At 37.9% G+C, this 18,840-nt stretch carries 19 protein-coding genes and 1 pseudogene; 12 read left to right on the top strand and 8 right to left on the bottom strand.

Annotated features, from left to right (window positions below):
* Positions 1–23: 23 nt before the first annotated feature.
* The 3 genes and pseudogenes from P4S61_RS13345 (at position 24) to P4S61_RS13335 (ending at position 3,140) form a co-directional block, all read left to right on the top strand.
* Entirely contained in the window at positions 24–314 is a 291-nt protein-coding gene (locus P4S61_RS13345; RefSeq protein WP_145241823.1) for a hypothetical protein, read from the top strand.
* Between the two features lie 85 nt (positions 315–399).
* A pseudogene (locus P4S61_RS13340) lies at positions 400–2,519 on the top strand (TonB-dependent receptor).
* Positions 2,520–2,831: 312 nt separating this feature from the next.
* Positions 2,832–3,140 carry a hypothetical protein gene (locus tag P4S61_RS13335; protein WP_337118908.1) on the top strand — a complete coding sequence of 103 codons (309 nt, stop codon included), beginning with the start codon at positions 2,832–2,834 and terminating at the stop codon, positions 3,138–3,140.
* A gap of 94 nt (positions 3,141–3,234) precedes the next feature.
* Here the strand turns inward: P4S61_RS13335 and P4S61_RS13330 are convergent, their stop codons facing one another.
* Positions 3,235–3,873, bottom strand: a complete 639-nt coding sequence (locus tag P4S61_RS13330; protein WP_337118429.1) for an acyl carrier protein phosphodiesterase — start codon at positions 3,871–3,873, stop codon at positions 3,235–3,237.
* A 116-nt stretch (positions 3,874–3,989) separates the two neighbouring features.
* A complete protein-coding gene (locus P4S61_RS13325) occupies positions 3,990–5,120 on the bottom strand; it encodes a helix-turn-helix domain-containing protein (protein WP_337118428.1) in 1,131 nt (376 codons plus the stop codon).
* Positions 5,121–5,346: 226 nt separating this feature from the next.
* On the opposite strand from P4S61_RS13325, the gene P4S61_RS13320 reads away from it, so the two are divergent.
* Positions 5,347–6,156, top strand: coding sequence for a DUF2306 domain-containing protein (locus P4S61_RS13320; RefSeq protein WP_337118427.1), 810 nt, complete (start codon positions 5,347–5,349; stop codon positions 6,154–6,156).
* Between the two features lie 249 nt (positions 6,157–6,405).
* Here P4S61_RS13320 and P4S61_RS13315 read toward each other — a convergent pair whose 3' ends face one another.
* Positions 6,406–7,422, bottom strand: coding sequence for a metal-dependent hydrolase (locus P4S61_RS13315; RefSeq protein ID WP_182735728.1), 1,017 nt, complete (start codon positions 7,420–7,422; stop codon positions 6,406–6,408).
* A gap of 293 nt (positions 7,423–7,715) precedes the next feature.
* Here P4S61_RS13315 and P4S61_RS13310 point away from each other — a divergent pair, with 293 nt between their 5' ends.
* Positions 7,716–8,087 (top strand): hypothetical protein, encoded by a 372-nt coding sequence (locus P4S61_RS13310; protein WP_337118426.1) that lies wholly within the window; start codon positions 7,716–7,718, stop codon positions 8,085–8,087.
* Positions 8,088–8,252: 165 nt separating this feature from the next.
* Here P4S61_RS13310 and P4S61_RS13305 read toward each other — a convergent pair whose 3' ends face one another.
* Positions 8,253–10,139 carry a GGDEF domain-containing protein gene (locus P4S61_RS13305; protein ID WP_337118425.1) on the bottom strand — a complete coding sequence of 629 codons (1,887 nt, stop codon included), beginning with the start codon at positions 10,137–10,139 and terminating at the stop codon, positions 8,253–8,255.
* A gap of 704 nt (positions 10,140–10,843) precedes the next feature.
* Between P4S61_RS13305 and P4S61_RS13300 the strand changes: the two genes are divergently transcribed.
* The gene (locus P4S61_RS13300; protein WP_337118424.1) at positions 10,844–11,377 is read left to right on the top strand and encodes a hypothetical protein; all 534 of its coding nucleotides are present in this window, start codon (positions 10,844–10,846) and stop codon (positions 11,375–11,377) included.
* On the top strand, positions 11,332–11,667 hold the full coding sequence (locus P4S61_RS13295; RefSeq protein ID WP_337118423.1) for a hypothetical protein: 336 nt from the start codon (positions 11,332–11,334) through the stop codon (positions 11,665–11,667). The genes P4S61_RS13300 and P4S61_RS13295 overlap by 46 nt, the downstream gene beginning before the upstream one ends.
* 276 nt (positions 11,668–11,943) lie before the next feature.
* Here the strand turns inward: P4S61_RS13295 and P4S61_RS13290 are convergent, their stop codons facing one another.
* From P4S61_RS13290 to P4S61_RS13280, 3 genes are all read right to left on the bottom strand, one after another.
* Positions 11,944–12,918: a transposase gene (locus tag P4S61_RS13290; RefSeq protein WP_337118422.1), complete on the bottom strand. Its 975-nt coding sequence runs from the start codon at positions 12,916–12,918 to the stop codon at positions 11,944–11,946.
* A gap of 478 nt (positions 12,919–13,396) precedes the next feature.
* Positions 13,397–14,050, bottom strand: a complete 654-nt coding sequence (locus P4S61_RS13285; protein ID WP_337118421.1) for a DUF3887 domain-containing protein — start codon at positions 14,048–14,050, stop codon at positions 13,397–13,399.
* Positions 14,051–14,070: 20 nt separating this feature from the next.
* Positions 14,071–15,180 carry a serine hydrolase domain-containing protein gene (locus P4S61_RS13280; RefSeq protein ID WP_337118420.1) on the bottom strand — a complete coding sequence of 370 codons (1,110 nt, stop codon included), beginning with the start codon at positions 15,178–15,180 and terminating at the stop codon, positions 14,071–14,073.
* Between the two features lie 258 nt (positions 15,181–15,438).
* Between P4S61_RS13280 and P4S61_RS13275 the strand changes: the two genes are divergently transcribed.
* The 3 genes from P4S61_RS13275 to P4S61_RS13265 are packed head-to-tail and all read left to right on the top strand — an operon-like array spanning position 15,439 to position 16,486.
* Positions 15,439–15,783, top strand: a complete 345-nt coding sequence (locus P4S61_RS13275; RefSeq protein ID WP_337118419.1) for a PadR family transcriptional regulator — start codon at positions 15,439–15,441, stop codon at positions 15,781–15,783.
* On the top strand, positions 15,780–16,121 hold the full coding sequence (locus P4S61_RS13270) for a hypothetical protein (RefSeq protein WP_337118418.1): 342 nt from the start codon (positions 15,780–15,782) through the stop codon (positions 16,119–16,121). The genes P4S61_RS13275 and P4S61_RS13270 overlap by 4 nt, the downstream gene beginning before the upstream one ends.
* Positions 16,112–16,486: a hypothetical protein gene (locus P4S61_RS13265; protein WP_337118417.1), complete on the top strand. Its 375-nt coding sequence runs from the start codon at positions 16,112–16,114 to the stop codon at positions 16,484–16,486. The genes P4S61_RS13270 and P4S61_RS13265 overlap by 10 nt, the downstream gene beginning before the upstream one ends.
* On the opposite strand, the gene P4S61_RS13260 is transcribed toward P4S61_RS13265, so the two are convergent.
* Positions 16,476–16,742, bottom strand: coding sequence for a hypothetical protein (locus P4S61_RS13260; RefSeq protein ID WP_337118416.1), 267 nt, complete (start codon positions 16,740–16,742; stop codon positions 16,476–16,478). The genes P4S61_RS13265 and P4S61_RS13260 overlap by 11 nt on opposite strands.
* A gap of 197 nt (positions 16,743–16,939) precedes the next feature.
* On the opposite strand from P4S61_RS13260, the gene P4S61_RS13255 reads away from it, so the two are divergent.
* Both P4S61_RS13255 and P4S61_RS13250 read left to right on the top strand, forming a co-directional pair.
* The gene (locus P4S61_RS13255; protein WP_337118907.1) at positions 16,940–18,157 is read left to right on the top strand and encodes an IS4 family transposase; all 1,218 of its coding nucleotides are present in this window, start codon (positions 16,940–16,942) and stop codon (positions 18,155–18,157) included.
* A gap of 277 nt (positions 18,158–18,434) precedes the next feature.
* On the top strand, positions 18,435–18,764 hold the full coding sequence (locus P4S61_RS13250; protein ID WP_182732628.1) for a hypothetical protein: 330 nt from the start codon (positions 18,435–18,437) through the stop codon (positions 18,762–18,764).
* Positions 18,765–18,840: the final 76 nt, after the last annotated feature.

Here is an 18,840-nt window from a genome sequence, read left to right as displayed (position 1 = left end):
TATACTATCACCTAATGAAACACATGAATTTACACTCATTCAGACACAATAAAACACTATTAAAATATTTAATGGTGCTTTTACTGCTGATCAGTGTTTTTTCACAGTGGCACTCAACTGTTCACGCAGTACAAAGCAGCACAGAGTGCCAACTCTGCATAAGTTCGTTTGATTTTGACGATTTAATATCCCCTACCACCAGCATATTTGAACCTGAAAGTAACCGCTACGGCGCTGTTTTAGCTTTACACTCCCCGCAATTTAGCGCAACCGTTGCGTTTTCAGGTAACCGTGATCCACCGAATACTCTTTAAAGTTCACTGCTAAAAAACCGTTTTATAAAGACTGTTTACCATTGGGTAAGCAGCCAGTTTTAGTGCAAATTTTAGAGATTAAACAATGAAAATTAAGTATTCACCATTAGTTTTGGCGGTATTAACTGCTATCAGTACACACGCAATGGCAGCAGAGAAACAAATACAAAAAGATGAAAGCGATTTAGAAAAAATTGTTATTACAGCTTCACCACTTAAACGTACCGTACTTGAATCAAGTACACCTGTATCTATTTTGAGTGGCGAAGAGCTTGATCAGCACCAAGCAGCAACCCTTGGCGAAACCTTAAAAAATGTGCCGGTGTACACAGCTCTTATTTTGGACCCGTTGCCAGTAGTCCAATTATCAGAGGATTAGATGGACCTCGAATCAAAGTTGTACAAAACGGATTAGGCGCATCTGATGCATCACGCGTTGGCCCCGATCACCAAGTATCAACCGAAACCTCTACGGCCACACAAATTGAAGTATTACGCGGCCCTGCTACTTTGCTTTATGGTAGTGGTGCAATTGGCGGCGTTGTTAATGTGGTTGATAACCGCCTTCCCATTGAAAGACAACAAGGTATTACTGGAGAAGTATTTGCTCAGTACGATAACGTAGCAGATTCAAAAACAACATCTACTGATTTAAATGCCGGAACGGGCGACTTTGCTGTTCATATAGATGCTTACAACCGTAATACCGGTGACTATAAAATACCTGTTCCCGCTGATATTAATGAACATGGTGGCAGTACTAAACTCTCAAACTCAGCAATCGATGCACACGGTTATAACTTAGGAGCTGGCTGGATCACTGACGATACTCGGGTTGCTTTTGCCTATGGCTCAATGGACTCAGAATATGGTTTACCGGGTGAAGATGGTGTATTTATTAAGTTAAAACAAGACCGCTATCAAGGTGTTGTTGATTGGAATAATCTTGACGGTTTTATAAAATCGGTGCATTGGCAAAATGCATATACTGATTACCAACACTCAGAAATTGAAGGGACTGAAATAGGCACTACTTTTAAAAATGAAAGTATCGAGTCTAGACTATGGGCAGAGCACAGCGCGGTTTATGGTTGGCACGGCATAATGGGCTTACATTATAACAAAAGTGATTTTGAAGCGATTGGCGAAGAAGCATTCACACCACCAACAAAAACCGATAGTTTAGCCGCATTTTTAATGGAAGAAAAACAAACAGGTGCTTTATTGTGGCAGCTTGGTACACGCGTGGAGCAACTAACCCATAAAGTGAATAACCAATTTTTTGATGAGCTATCAACCGATAATAGTATCTCATTTGCAGATGAAGATTACACGGCGGTTTCAGGCTCTGCAGGAGTAGTTTGGAGCATTAACGACAAGCACTCATTAGCATTTAATTATGCATATTCAGAACGCGCCCCTCTTCATCTGAAATTTTTGCATACGGCCCACACATTGGCTCTGGCACTTACGAAGTAGGTGGTGGTTTTAATCTTACTAACGATAACGGTAATTATTCGGTGGTGCAAAACGGCCAAAGCATGAATAAAGAAGTGTCTAATAATATAGATGCAACCTATCGTTATAATACTGACAACTGGAATGCAAGCTTAAGCCTGTTCCAAAACCAAGTGAATGACTACATATACGAAGACGTTAGTAACCTTGTTCTCAGTGATGGTGAGTTTATTACGGCGCAAGATTACCAACAACTACAAAGTAGCGGCGCAGGATCAGAGGAAGAAACCGATGGTTTACCTGTTGTACTCTTTGCCCAGCAAGATGCACAGCTGTATGGTTTTGAAGCACAAGTTGACTGGCACTTAAACGAACAATGGCGTCTGGATGTGTTTTCGGATTATACCCGCGCTAAACTAGATAAAGGCGGTAACGTACCAAGGATCCCACCATTACGTGTTGGTTCTTCAATACATTATGAATACGGTAATTGGCACACTGGAAGTAGAAGTCACTCGCAACAGTAAGCAAGATAAAATTGCTGCAAACGAAACCACCACCGACGGCTATACCATGCTATCAGCCGCTGCTAACTACTACCTTAATTTAGGTAACGTTGACATGACATTGTATTTAAAAGCCGACAATCTAACCGATCAAGAAGCGCGCGTGCACTCATCTTACTTAAAAGACGAAGCACCACTTCCTGGCCGCTCAGTTAGCCTTGGCGTAAGAGCGCGTTTTTAAAAAGACGCCTAGCCACAAATTAAATTAACAACACAAAATCCCCCAGCATGTAAATGTATGCGGGGGATTTTTTAATAAGTAATGTGATTGTTTAGTAGAACAACTCAAGTATGAAAGCAGGATGCTGCTTCATACGATCTGGTCTCTCAATTTCATCCCACCAGCAGAGTAAGTAAAGTGACCAAGAAACATTTAAAATGCAATTTAATCTGATATTTAATTTAAGTCACTGCCAAAGTTGTTACCCATCTACAAGCTCGGTTATAATCGGTTTTTATGGCTACATTTTTAGCCTCTAATTGGATTAAAACGATGAAAAAACTCTCTGCGGTGCAAATAAAACAACAAGCACTGGTACTTAAAGTTACTGATGCAATTGAAGAGCAAGGCCGTAATGAACTCTCTGGCATGCTGCAATGCTGGTTTGACGTGGAATATCACTTATTTCCGGGCTCTTTGTTAATGTGTTTTCAATTTGCAAATGAGCAAGCATTAGCAGCGGCAGAGCCCAACCTATTAAAGTGGCAAAAGCGTTTAAGCGGGGCAATGTTAAAAAAAGGCGTGATTTTAAAAGATATGCGCAAACATTTAGTTTTCACCCTAAAAGGGCCTGATGATTAAGTCAGATATTAGCCCTCAATCAAGCCGTTTTTATTATGATGCGGCCTTTTTGGGTCAGAATTTATTCCATCAAAAGCTAATTATCAACATCGCATCATTTTAAGCTAAAGCCTGACCTACATTTAAAAGTTTCCACACTAGCATCGTGAGCTCCTTCAATATCTCGTTGATTTACATACTTAATCAATTCCGGGAAAAACGCTAAGAATATGGCATCTAATTCAGTGTAGTGCTGGGCTATATCAGCAGCAGCGCCAGAAAAAGTATTAGTAAAGCGAATGCGCTTGGCAATATTATCAAGTGCAACCCCGACCCCTTCGACGGTTTCGTATTCTTTAAACCAATCATTCTGCGTCATATGTTTTACAACACTTTGCATTCTTGGCGGCATAACTGCAATACGGTTATTCAAAAGCTGATAGCTGGCTTGCTTAAAGTCACTTAGCGGTTGGTCGTTAAATCGTTGCCAATGCTGAATTAAAAAATGATCGAACACTACATCAATAGCTACAGCCGCAAAGCGCTTACGCTGAGACGAAAAATATTGTTTAGCTTCCTTTACTAGAGGGTGAGCATCTGTAAATTTGTCGACTAAATAGTGGTTCTCTAGTGCATTTTTTACCGTGATTGGCAATTGCTCTACATGCCTATTACCGCCAAAATCACCAAGCAAGTTGCCAAAGTGTGAATCTGCTGTAGGCTGCGCCAAATAAAGATGAGCTAAGTAGTTCACACTGTTCTCGGTTATTGTTAATACAATGCAGATAATACTCTAAGTTTGACTAAATTACTCATTCACTATAGCTATCTAATATTCTTGATTAACTATAAAAACAAACCTATAACTCGCTAATCAACAAGCTCCCGTATACCTTCATTATAGTAGTCACCGTTTTGTTTTCGATATTCATTAGGAATGTCACCCACAATACTTTTAAACACCCGGTTAAAAGTCGCAAGAGAAGAAAAGCCACTCTCAAGTGCTATGCTTAAAATACTCCACTCTTTGGCCTGATCGCATATCAATAACTTTTTTGCATACTTAACGCGGTATTGGTTAATAAATAAATTAAAGTTAGCTACTTTATAGTGATAGCGAATGGCTCGGCTAACTTTGTACTCAGGCACCGTTAGCGCTTGTGCAAAATCTGAAATTTTGAGGCTGGCTTGTAAGTAAAGCTGCTGCTCATTGATAAGCTTTGTAATGCTAACTATCAATTCAGGCTCTACATCTTGATTGCCGCTTTCATTTAGATGACTCGTGTCATTGTTAATAGTGCCAATATCATCTTCTTGCTTTAGCGCTTGGTCATTTTTCACTCTTGCTTGAAGGGCCATGACTGCTTGCATCGCTAATACAATTAAAAGCGCAGATGAAGTAATAATTATGGGATTGTAAAGCTCAATTTCAGCCGCACTAAATATGAACTTTGGCAGAATGCTGGCATTAAACACAGCTAAAAAGAATGCACTAGCAAAGAGTATTGATTGCAGTTGTTGTGATTGTGTTTTACCTCTGTAGCCCCTTATCGCTTCCCAAAAAGACAGCGCAAGGATACTTGATGAAAGCAATATGGTGACCTCATTCACCCCTTGCTTTAAGCGCCACATTATATCGCTAGTAGGTAAAGGCTGAGGATCAAGGCTCACTAAGTAATGCCATGTTTGATTAAACATGATCAAGCCAGCAATGGTTACTGCAAAAGCCACATGCCTGCGGGAAATTGGCGAGTGCTCACGAAATAACGTTCTTGCAATCAGCCATGAAACATTACATGTTGCGCAAGTAAACAACCCAATTAGATATTGATACGCGCCAACACTTTGCGCACTGAGCTTTTGTGCTGCCACCATACAAAGCGAGCCACAAAATATCACAAATAAATAATGAACCAGCTGCTTATCTTTTTTCAACGCATTTAAAAACATTAACCCCAAACAAACAAAAAGAAGAAGATAATAAGGGGAATAATTTTGCATAATAGCGTGCTCTTAAAGTGACGTTTAAACCAACAACGTTGTCTAAATCACATAGTACAAAGTAACGCTCATATTAGCAAAAAGACTTTGTTAGAGAATGTGTCTATAACTAATTAGCTAAAGCGCAAAAATTATCAATATATCGTTGCTCAAGTTTCGAATTTGATAAGCATTTGCCATGTAAGTCTTTATATTTGGGTTATTGAAAGGTTTGATGGAAAAATATATGTTGATGCAAAAAATGAAAATAACCCCCAAAAAGCTCCTCGATAACAGTAAAAAATTGTGGTTTATTTGCTTGCTCATGGCACAAGGCTGCTTTGTAACTTACCTTATATTGGGATATGGCCTGACCAGTGTCACCACAGGTTTGTCAGGGTGGAGTCGTCTTAACAATACAGCATATGCTGCGAGTGACCCCACCGGTAATATACTGTATGCGACGCATGTGTTACTGGCCATAGTGATGATAATTGGCGGTAGTTTACAGCTAATACCCGCATTAAGAACGAAGTATAACAAATTCCACCGCTACAACGGACGCGTATTCGTTTTGTTAGCATGTACTATCTCAATGGCTGGCATGTATCTCATTATTGTTAGAGGAACAGTGGGTAACACATTAATGCATAGCCTTACTATATTTGCTGGTTGCGTGGTCATTTTATCGAGTATATTAGCAGTACAAGCCGCCAGAGGGCGTAATATCAATACTCATCAAATATGGGCGATCCGTTTATACCTTGCAGCAAATGGTGTGTTATTTTTTAGGCTGATGATTTTTGCTTGGTTTTTAACATTCGGCTCACTTGGAATTGATACCGCAACGTTCACAGGCCCAACGGTATTAACTATTAGCATATGTTCTTATGTGATGCCGCTGCTCATAGCTGAGCTAGTAAGGTACGCAGGTAGAACAACGAATAAAGTGATAACAACCGTCACAGCAGGCTTAATGGTGTTGATATCCTTTGTATTTTTAGTAGGCTTATTTGGTGTAGTGTTAGCAAATTGGTACCTGGCGATAGTTGGCTAATAGCCACATAATTAGTTAGCAGTAATACCTGCAGAGTGAAATATAACGCAGCTGGGTCGGTTAACAACCCAGCTTTATTTATATCAATGAAGTGAGCTTCGCCTTGGTAATTTTTATTGCTCAAATAGAACAGAGTGCTCTTACTTAGTTATCGTGTATTGCTGAATGGCGCATTGCTAAAACGGTTTTCCTCATCTTGCCTTTAAAAATTTAAGGCCTAAGCAACCGTCTATTTCAGGGAGATGTAGGCTATTTTTCGGTAGTTTCTAAATTAACATTTGGGTTAGTAATGCGGGCAAAAATGAGTCCAAGCTTCTCTAGTGGAAATCGATTGCTGAGTTGTTGATAAGGGCCAGGGATCAACTGCTGATCTTTTTGCTGTGCAACCACAAATGAAAATACATAATAACCTTCAAGACCCATTCTTAAATCACTCATAATTACTTGCTCATCTTGTTGATAAACACCATAAAGGCCTTTAGTAAATGCTTGCAGTAGCTTGATCTGTTTGGCATCTTTAAGCTGTGTTAGCAGCGCATTTTCGGTTGGGTAAAATTGCATATCAACGTTTTCAACATCATCAAACACCGACGTATAAACCTCATAATGGCCCTGCTCAGTAACGACTACCGCCCGCCACAGCAAAGTATTAAAAGGAGTTGGCGTACTTTCAAAGTCTGTAAATGTGATATTTTGCGTATTCAACGCCTTATAAACCTTATCATTAATGTGCCATTTAGCCGCTAAACCCCACGTTAAATATAGCGAACTGATAATTAATGCATTAGTAATAATACGCTGTGCATAAGGGCGCATGCTTACAAATAAAAGCACTATACAAGAGAGCAACAATGGCAAAGTATACGCAGGATCAATAATAAATATGCTCGATATACCAAAGGGGTAAGTCGTCAGTGGCCACAGCAACTGTGTACCATAGACGGTAAAACTATCGAGCAATGAATGGGTACTCAAAATTAAAAACATGGCAACCGACCAACGCGTCAGGGACACACCCTTAGCCCAATTCATTTTAAGTAAAAGCCACGCAAATAAAGGGCTCACTAGCAGCTGTATAAGCAAAGAATGACTAAAACTGCGGTGATAGACAAAGTTTTCGACATCGCCACCAAAATTAATTAGCACATCTAAATCAGGTAACGTGCCAAACCCCGCGCCGACCAATAGCGATTTTCGGCCAAGCTTATTGCCTAAGACTGAATAAGCAACTGCGCTACCAAGTACAACTTGTGTCAGTGAATCCAATGAAACCCCCTTTATAACTATGTAAGTACTGACCATATGATACGGCCTTATCACGACAGTCGATCGCTATAAGTATTTAACTTAAAAAATTAGCAAAGCTAAACCAGCAACTTAACAACAAGCCAAGTTTACCTGTTCAATTACAATTGTATTTTGTTAATTCAGTAACCAGTCAGCCCTATTTTGTTATCACTATTAGCATGTTTTTTCGGTACTGCATGAACCATAAAACGTTTTGCTTAACCTATTGCTCAATTTAATTGTAACTAGCTTATAGAGGCCCCCATCACATTATGACCACGAATTTTCTAAGTAAACCACAACAAGTCGCACTGCAACAAGCGCTTATCAACAGCAAGCTGCTAAATGGTTACACAATAAATAGTGATAACACGCCCTCTGCTGAGCAGCAAATATATAGCCATATCGCCGTCACACTTTACCGCTTTAATTTACAAAAAATAAAATGGTCATCTTTTTTCAAAACAGCAATCAGCATAGCAAGTAATGAATGCCAATGGTTATCGAGCGAACTTGCCAGATGCCAACAAGACTACAAAACCCAGCCTAATGAAAGCGTAATACTAGAACAAAGTGCATTTTTTAGTGGTATTTTTAGCGAAGAACTCTCCTACATTGATGCTTTACTTGGGACAGCAGCGTAAGCTGAATAAAGGACCTAGGTTTTAGGTGCTGGAGTGATTTGCAGTATGGTAGTTGTGTCGTTTGTGAGTGTTTTAATTTGCACAGAAAGGGTAAGAGTCACTGCGCTACATCGAGGGGAAAAGCTCAATGACCATGCTATTTTGAAATATGGGCGTCCTTAGGGTTTAGCTGATTGGATGTTGCCTAACGTTAAAAATTAATACGGTTATTGCCCTAAATAAAGCCTTAGGCAGTAATAGTATTTCTACCACTTCTTTTGCTGCATATAAATTAATATCAGCACGTTTTGCAGCTTGTTCAGGCGTTTCACCTGGTGCAACTTCCACAACTCCCATACTCACCGTAGCCTTAATGTTTTTTGCTGTATGAGTTTGTTGCTCAATAGAGCTTCTAATTCTTTCTGCGACTTCTAAAGCATGTTGCAGTGATTGTTGCTCAAGTACAATTAAAAACTCTTCTCCGCCAACCCGACCAACGTTATCTGACGAGCGTACTCCTTGTGAAAGTGTATTAACCACTGACTTTATCAGTTCGTCACCAATATCGTGTCCGTACTGATCATTAACCGCTTTAAAGTGATCAATATCAATCGATATAAGTGAGTTAGCAGTGCCTGTACTTTTGCTCTTACTAATTGCCCTTTTCTTCATGTCTAAAATAGCCCGGCGATTGGCAACACCGGTTAACTCATCTTTTAATGCCAATACTTTATAATGTTGCTTATGTTGAACTTGCTTATAGGCATACACAGCCAACATTAAAAGCATCACACAAGCAAAGGCTAAAGTCAGTCGCTGCCAAAACGCCTTATCTACAGCTACAGCCAGTAACTTTTCTTTAATATCAGCAACTTCTTCGAGCCGAGCTATTTCTCGGTTTTGCTGATTTAAATTAAACATTAACCGTTCAGAAAGTAACGCCCTATCAGCCACATTATTCACTTGGGTATTTGCAATTGTTAGCAACTGCTTTTGTACAGCTGCTTGTGTTTGGTAATCACCTTGTCGCATAGCTAAAGCAGCATAAAACTGCAAATATCGCTCTGTAAAACTTGCAGGCCAATTTTGTTGGTCTAATTGAGCTAGCACATTATTTTCACGTACTGCATTGGATATCTGATCTGTTGCTAAAAACCACTGAGCAAGTGCCATTGTATGCAATTGCTTTATCCAATCACTCGTAATATCAAGCGTTTGTACTTGACTAAAATATTGCTGTGCTTTTTCAAACTCATTCAACTGAGTATAAAGCTGGGCAACTTTTATTACCAAGTACCCAAAACCATCATCATTTTCATATTGACGCACCGCAGCAAAGATCGATAAATATAGCTCAAGAGCTTTGCTAACTTCACCCTTTAGTTCATACACGTAAGCAATTTCGTCAGTCACTTTATAATGTTCTTGCACATTAAATGTTGCTAACTCAGACTTTGCACGAAGTAACTGTTCAATCGCTAAATCATAGTTAAAAAGAGCTAAATGTATAGCTGCTATTTCTCTAAGAGTTAAAGCTCGTTCGTAATAGTTTTCAGCCAGTTCGTAAGCTTGGTAAGATTTTTGTGCAGTATCGAAAGCCAACTTATATTGGCCTTTCGCTAAATAAACGCGGTTCAAGACAAAATTAGCAAAACCAATAGCAGAGGTTTGTGATTTATCATCAAGCTCGGGATTTAAAGCAACTTCAGCGATTGGCTGCAAAATCATTTTTGCGCGTTCATATAAACCTTGACTATAAAGGTGGAAGGCCTCACAGACACTAAGATCTTGCGAAAGCACTGCATCCCCTGAAGAGCTTATAACCTGCTTAGCCTCAGCTAAAAACACTTTAAATGCTTGGCGCTTATCTAGCGTATCGGTATCAAGAAAAAGGCACTTAAACGCCATAACCCTAGCATCGTCTAAGTTATCACTGTATGGCATACCAGCTTCAAGGGAAGCTAATAAAGCCATAGATTCAGGCGTGGTGGTATACCCTTGATAAACGCGATCGATACTGTTTTTTACATCACTGGCAAAAAGACTGGTTGAAAAGAAAAAAAGTAACAACATCCTGTACATACTCTACAATCCCTTAGTCCACAGCGCGATATTTATTATTTTTGTTATCGCCATTAAAATTCAAACGATTATTGCACTAAATTGAATTTGATAACAGATTGAAATAACAAATTTAATCAACCAGTCCTTCGAATAACCATTTACCTCAACGGCACCTTTATTAATCATTACTTATATATGGTTATTTCAGCTAATTAGTTGGTCGCTGTTTACTGAATGATTAGTACATTATTACCCATTCACATGTAAAAATACGGAAGGTGTTGTGTTGTGCCATGACAAAACTACAGTCATACATTTAACACTATTATCCCGTTATCTCGTCCTGAAATAAGCAATAGATGAGTAATTCTTTTCAAGAAGGGTTTTGTTCGCGACAAACTCTAAATACCTAAACCCATGAAGGTAATGACTTTACCAGAAGTAAAAAGTACAGCTTTAAACGAGAGGCCATGGCGCAATGCACCTATGTGTTCTCCGTGGTGACATTCATTTTCTCGCTTTAAAGCTAGACCTATAAGTGAAATCAAAATCCACTGGGGTTCGTTAAACTATTCCCAACCTACAAATTCAGTAATTATTTTAAAATACTTAACCCTTTAGACTTGCATTTACCTAATAAGTGAACTTAATTTGAAGAAGTAATGGAACTCCAATTAAAAGGAATTTGCAATGACTAAACTCATCATTATTGCTTGGTTACTTTTTGTTCGCATGCTTACGCGACAAATATTTTTCAGCTTAACTCACAATCTAAAAATGTAGATTTAACTTCTATTCAACCAAACCACCCACAATGGAATGCCAGCTCAATTTATGTAGCCGGCGATGTTGTGACTCACAACAACAGCTTATTTATTGCCGCTTTTTGGGTTAAAGGCATTGAACCGATAGAAAACCAACCCCATTGGGATGGTTGGATTTGGCTGCAAAATACTGTGATAGAAAAATGGCAAGCAAACAAAGTGTATCAAGCCGGCAACCTTGTAAAACACGGAGCCGACTACTACCTTGCCCGCTACTGGAATGAGAATAACGAACCCGCCCCCGCAGTAGTTGGCAAAAAATTAAAGATTTATTTTACCAAACCCCAGATTTACCACCTGAACACCCTGACGACTATAAAACGCTGGACGGTGTTGATCAAAATGACAACGGTATCCGTGATGATTATGAGCGCTATGTGTATGAAAAGTTTGATTCTCCACAGCTCATCACCTTTAGTTTAGGTGCCGCTTCAACATTACAACTGGTTATTGATATTGAGCAAGGGCGCATACCAAATTTAGATGCTGAGATTGGTAAGCAGATTATTTTGGATATGATCAACATAAGCTACTGTGTTCGATATTTACAATATTCACACCCACACTTTAGAGAACCCGAAGTTTTATACTTTAATACGATAGATAGAGCTTACGCTAACCGGAAAAGCCAAAATAAAATTAGTGACTATATTGCTTGGGATGACGACTTTCATTACGGCGCTGATAGAGACTGCAAAATCCTTAAGTTGTAAGAAATACTTAGGCTTAGGTCCTGAGAGAGCCTCATGGTTTGCCGTCATTACTAGGTGCGTATGTAGTGGTCAATAAAATTGAGTTTAAAAAATAAGAACACTTGGTTTTTGAATTAAAAGATCAAGCACAGCTGCCTGCTTGACCGGAACTTTCTAATGGGTGACCACTTTGCTCTACATCGCTAGACGCCTAATTTTTAATTAATAAGGCAAATCAACAATAAAAAAGGGCTCTGTGAGCCCTTTAAATCAGTTTTATGGATAAACCCAAAGGGGTCAAATCTTGACTTCAGACATCAAACCATTTCGAAGTTTTTCATATTGTAATTTAACCTTTTTATCTTCAACCATTAATGTATTCAACCTACCCACCGTTTTAGATATTGCAGAATAATGCTGAACATTATAAATATCTGCTAATACCTGCAAATTTAACCCCGATAAGTCTTGCCATAATTTAATAGCAAACCAACGTGGTAAGTTTTTCTCTTTTCGCCCCTTTTTAACCGTTATAATCTCATCAACTTCAACATTAAAGTGTTGAACTAAGTAAGCAATTACATCATCTGCTGAGTGCTTTTTTGCTACAAGCTTTCTTTCGCTATCTGACTTGGCAATATAGTCTTTTATGTTTTCAATAAAGTCCTCACAACCCAAAACCGACAATAACTTTTTAGCACTATAAAAAGCGCTTATTTCTTTATTATTTTCAAATTCAAGAAACTGTTTATAAGCAGCATATTTACGCTTTTTGCTTTGCAGCGAAAATATAAAATCTCGAACGAGCCATTTGGGCGTCGCTACCCTTCTAATGAAGGTTGAATAGCTAGACCACTTATATTTAACAAGTTCTTCTACCAACGGTGTACTCGTTTCAATTGGGTTACGATGAATATATCGACTAACATGCAATAAGTAGTTATCAGCATCCACCAACACAGCTTTGTACCGCCCCCTAAACAGCGCACCATCTGTGTTATGTGTTCGATTAAAGTATTGAGTATAAAGGCCATTAATATGCTTCATGGCTCGACCTAAATTTGCATCTGGGGTTTTGATTAGCAGGTGGTAATGATTGGCCATTAAACAATATGAATGCACTTCAATATTAAAGCGAAGGCTTGCTTGCTCAATGCAATGTAAAAAATACTCAAAGTCGTTATCATTTAAAAAGATATTTTCGCGCCCTCTTCCACGATTCATTACATGATAAAACGCATTGTCATACTCTATTCGCAGCGGCCTAGACATAGTAATTCACTCAATGAGTAGTAAACTATAAATCTAGACCTTTGATGTCTGAAGTCAAGATTTGACCCTTTTAACCGTTCTTTTAACCGTTTTTCTCCATTAATGATGCTAATGGGGCCGAAATATCAGCATTCCTATCGGCGCCGTGCTGTTGGTTTCTTGCATCAATGGTCTGCAGCGAATGACATCCTGCCATCAATAGACATGCCATTATTATGAGAATTATGTTCATCAAATTTTCCATATCTATTGTTTGATAGGGTGGCTTCTGATTGACAATCACTAAATTTATCTTCCGGTCTTGATCAATTGCAAAGCTTCCTATTCCCCAGTTAGATTTATATTCGCCAAGGGGCAAACTATGATAAAAATGAACGCTGGTAATTTACTAGTCGGTTTGAATGGCGTAGTAAAAGGCGGTAAGTCAAATATTTCGAGAAGCCCCCGTGATCACAGCGAAGTCACGGGGGGAAAGTTACTATTGCTTAATTGCTTGATGTTCGACCATTTGGTTGTAGCTAAAACCAGTGATTTGATTTTTATTATTACGGGTAAATTTAAGAGTTAAATCTTGATGCTGCTTTATAACATACCCGTCAATAAGTAACTTATCACCCTCTATGCTGAGCAGTTTAGATGTAAAACCATTCTCTTCTTTGGGGATTGGTGAGGAGTTTTGAATGCCTTTAATTTTTCCATCTTTATCGAAAAAGACCGACATATCTACAATGCCTTTTTCAAAAATTAGTCGCTGCTGGATCTCGTCATTATCATTACTTTTTGAAAAGCTATAGTGATTTTCTAAAGCGCCAAGTTCTGCTTCTAATTGCTGCCAAAACCCTTGAAAAACATCGAGCGGTGCAGAGGCCATTTGCTCATCAAAAATTTCAGCCAATTTAGTTAAATTGTTGTTATTAAACAGGTTAAATAATTTTGTAGCTGTGTCCGTGAATTGATCTGGTGGTAGGTGAGTCACTTGCGCTAAGTTATATAATGTCCAATTTTTTAAGCCAATGGTGTTAATTTTCAAAGTATTATCTTTGAGTGTTATCGCTATTTGATGGTCATCATCAAACGCATAACGGCCTACATATTGCTGTAAATCTAGGGTGTTATTGCTTACTAAAGACACTATATCGGGCGTTTTATGGGCTAACAAAATCCCTGAAACTTGTTGAATAATTTTTTTCTCATATCAATTGAGAGGTCAATATTACTAACATTATGTACATGATTCATATATATTATAATGGTTATATTTCGCTCTGGAAGGTAAATAAAATCTGCCACTGTGCCTGCAGTTGCACCATCATGGCGATAGGCTTTTTGACCCCATAATGTTGTCATTTCCATGCCATAACCATAAAACTCATTATTTCTTCTCAAATCCACAGGGTTAGAAAGTAAATAATCAAACTTCTTGTCTTTGAATATTTTATGGGCATTCATTGCATCTACCCATTTGAACAAATCTCCTGTGGTTGAATAAAGGCTTGCTGCACCGACTAACCAACTGTTGTCTATTTTAGTGGTGTGTACTTTGTCGGAACCTATGCCGCTATAGCTCTCGACTAACAGCGGGCTATTGTCAGGTCTGGATGCACTGGTATTTTTCATGCCAGCAGGTTCGAAAAGGTAGGTTTTTAGGTAATCAGCGTAAGTTTTTCCTGATGCTCGCTCAATAATGTCAGCTAATAAAATATAGCCAGTATTGGTGTATTCATAACGGCTGCCTGGTTCAAATGAGTTAGGCAGATCTTTAAAGCTATCAATTAATAACTTGTTTGAGATGGGTAAGGTTTTCTCGTGCATGAGTGGATCATTATCACCGTCAATACCTTTGCCCGTATCCATAGGATCTGGAATACCGGCAGTATGAGTTAACAGTTGGTAAATAGTCGCTTTTTGACCCACTTCATTTTGATAATAGGGTAGGTATGTCGCTATGGGGTCTGCTAATGATAATTTACCTTGTTGCGCTAATAATAATATGGCGCTAGCGGTAAATTGCTTTGAAATTGAACCTATTGCAAATACTTTATCACTATCATTGTTAACTTCAGTTTTTACATTCGCGAATCCATAACCCTGGCTATAAATAATTTTATCGTCTTTTTTAATCGTTATTGCACCATTAAAACGACCAAGTTGCTCATATGAAGCCATTAATTTTGAAACTTCGGTTACGTCATATTCATTAGCTTGGACATGGCTTATTAAACCCAAGGTTAGAATTATAATGGCTATATTTTTAATATTCATTTGATCACCTGAAACCCATACTATGTACATTGCATTACTAGGTAGTCTAGTTCAATAAAATATACATAGCAATACAATGTACGTAGTTAAATTTATTTGGCATAGTAATCATGGGGTTTAGATGATATGTTTATCAAGTAACCTAGGTTATCTTCGACTAATAACAACATTTTTAAAGTAATACCGAACAGAAATTGCAATGGTATGTATATCGTTTTACTATGTAGTCATGATTAAATTATTAAAGATAACTGTGCCATGCTTTCCGATCAGATCATTGACCGATGGTTGCCTCAATTTCGTAAAGGTTTACTAGAATTTATTATCTTATTAAAGTTAAAACAAAACATGAGTTATGGTTACGAAATAGCGTCGGAGATTAAAAATCTTACTTCAATAGAAGTCGTTGAAGGAACACTTTACCCGTTACTTAACCGTTTAAAGCGTGATGGATTAGTTCAAACAGAATGGAAAACAGCCGAGGTTGGTACACCACGTAAGTATTACCAAATTACCGACGCTGGTATTGAGACTTTAGATAAAATGAAAGTAATTTGGACTAATACACATAGCTCAGTGCTAAAAATGGTGATGCAATCATGACACATCAATTTCCTATTAAAAGTGAAACATCTAAAAAATTATGGAGTAACTTTGAGCGCGAACTTAATCACAAGTTAGCACCTTTATCGGTAAGTGAAAAAGATGATATTAAGATGGAAATTTTAAGCCATCTATATGAGTCAGCTTTAAATGATGGCGCTGAAAGTGAAGAAAAAAGAATTATTAATGCTATTGACCGTTTAGGTGAGCCTGATTTATACCTGACACCATTAATTTCAGATATTTTGCATGCGCAAAGTGTCGCTAAAGGGCACCCCAAAGCGATATTAAAAAGCTTATTACAAATTACTCAAAAAGCTTATTACACTTGTCTTTAACTGCTATTTTTGGCTTTGGATATTTTATTTCGTTTATCTTTTTTATTATGGGAATAATGCATATATTCAACCCTGAAGTTGGCATTTGGCTGGATAATAATGGCGGGTTGCTATCACTCTCTTTTTCTCATCAAGATAATGCAACTCAATGGTTGCCTGCGCAGTTTTCATTTATCGCCATTTTAGCTAGTGCGTTTGCCTATTGGGGATTGAGTAAGCTGTTATATCTGTTGATTTTTAAACCTAATCTTACAAAAAAAGCTCATATTAAGTGGCTAGCATTTTGTGAAGATGATTGCACTATTTTAGTGATATATAGAAGTTTACTTAGCGCGAGTTTGAAACCAAATGGGGTCAAATCTTGACTTCAGACATCAAACCATCTCGAAGTTTTTCGTATTGTAATTTAACCTTTTTATCTTCAACCATTAATGTATTCAACCTACCCACCGTTTTAGATATTGCAGAATAATGCTGAACATTAAAAATATCAGCAAACCCAAAGGGGTCAAAATGCAGAGAGTCAGGTCTTGTTTCTTGCCAAGACCAAACACCAATCTCACGTTTAACACCCTCCCCCGTCATCACGCCCTGAAAATAAACAATTGATGAGTAATTCACTTCATGGCAAGATTTTTGTTCCCGACAAATCCTAAGTACCTACATCCATGTCATAGGTAAGATCTTAAGAAATTGAGTTGAAGCTCAATTCATGATCAAATGGTTGTTACCACACAAACCACAGAATCAAGAAAAGAGCTTCAAATGAATGCTAACATTTTTATTAATAAGTTAAAAAGTTTCCTAAGTGAAAAAAACTGAACCGACTTGGTAAACAAGTAGCATTTACTAAAAGAGAAAGAAATATTACGGCATTTCATATGGTTGTTAGTCTTGTTGCTGCGCTTGGGGATAAAAAACGATTCTATTTATCCGAAATATTAAGAGTTTATAATCAGCTAACAGGGCAGTCTATTAAGTATAAGCCTTTTCATAACCAGTTAGTTAAACCTGAACTAGCTGAACTAATGCGAGAGGTAACAAATAGAGTTTTTAATTGTTGGATAAATGATGCGCTTAAGTACACGAAAAAAGATTTGTTCAAGTTTGAGAATATTTTAATTCAGGACGGTAGCTCTATTATGCTTCATCGTTCTTTAAAAGATGTTTTTCCTGGGCGATTTTCAAATACGTGTCCAGCAGCTATTGAATTGCATGCTACTTTAAATTTAACGCAAGGTTGCTTTGAAAAAGCAGGTATAACACCAGACAGTTACTCTGAACGTGAAGAACTTCCAAAATTTAAAGAGTTGAAAGGACAGTTGTTACTTGCTGATAGAGGATATTATTCAGGTAGTTATATTCATGAATTAGATAAAGCAGGAGGATTTTACGTATTAAGAGCGAAGGGATTAAAAGCAGTCAGAGTACATAATGCTTTTAAGCAAAATGGACAGGAATTAACAGGAAGTCATTCCCCAAAGTTATGTGAGTTGCTCCCCGAATTACCTAAAAATGCTCTTATTGATATGAATGTTAGCATAAAAAACAAGCTAACAAGAGTCGTTGGGTATTGGTCAAAAAAAGAAAAACAATATACATTTTTAGTCACTAATTTATCTATTGATGAATTTACAGCGACTGAAATAGGCAAATTATATAGGTTACGCTGGCAGGTTGAATTACTTTTTAAGGAGTGTAAGTCTTATAATAATTTACGCGGCTTTCAAACATCAAACGCAACCTTACAAGAGGCGCTAATTTATGTAAGTTTAATAGTAACCACGCTTAAAAGGTTTTTAACTGGCTGTATTGAAAAGATATTCAAAACTGAAATGTCTACAATGACAGTAGCAAAAACAACGGGGGGTTGGTGGATTGGCATATTAACAGCGATTATTAGGAAGCATAGGAAAGGATTGTTAAATGCAGTTAATGGAGCATTTGACTTTCTGAGGAAAAATGCAGCTAGGGCGCACCCCAAACGCGATCGAAAAACAGGAGTATTTCAGTATGGGGTAGAGCCAAATTTTTAAGGCTGTACTTAATATTTTTCTTAAGTACCTACCTATGACATCCATGTAGGCAATGCGAGATAAGACGAAACTTGGCCATGGATGAAAAGCATAGCTTTGAACGAGAGGCCATGGATGGCTGAACTGAGGGAGCGTGAAAGTCTGGACTATCTTCGCGTTTGCGTTAACTGCTTATAAACAGAAAGCCCCATAGCCTTAAAGAATTGTTCGTTTACATTACAAAAAAAAGTGAGAATATCGACTTTCAGCACAGGTCAAAAAAGGAACAAGGAAAGTTATGAGCTCATCAAAAGAAATGAGTGTTGTGAAAAAAGCAGGTATTGCCGGTAGAATCGCTTCAGTAGGCCATTTCGTATATCGCCAGTTCATCGGTAATCATAAAGATGCAAATGAAGCATATACTAGAGTTTACCCTACCATAAAACTTACGATTCAAACTTATGGCCGCAGCTCAAATGAATCTACCAATTTATTAAAAATACTAGCAAACCTTGCGCCAGCAGGCGCGATAAGAAGAAACTTTACTAAACGATACATAGATGACAGTGAAGGTTGGTCAAAGCTACCAAAAAATCCGAACGATATACCTTATGGTTATTGGTATTGATACTATGAAAAGCAATATATTTTGGTACTTGTTTCTCCTATTGCTTTTACTTACCACAAGCTATGACATCTATAAC

The sequence above is a fragment of the Pseudoalteromonas sp. B160 genome (assembly GCF_037162485.1).
GTDB lineage: Bacteria > Pseudomonadota > Gammaproteobacteria > Enterobacterales > Alteromonadaceae > Pseudoalteromonas > Pseudoalteromonas rhizosphaerae.
The sequence above is the reverse complement of the archived record's forward strand: the minus strand, read 5'-3'. Positions and strand labels throughout refer to the sequence as shown.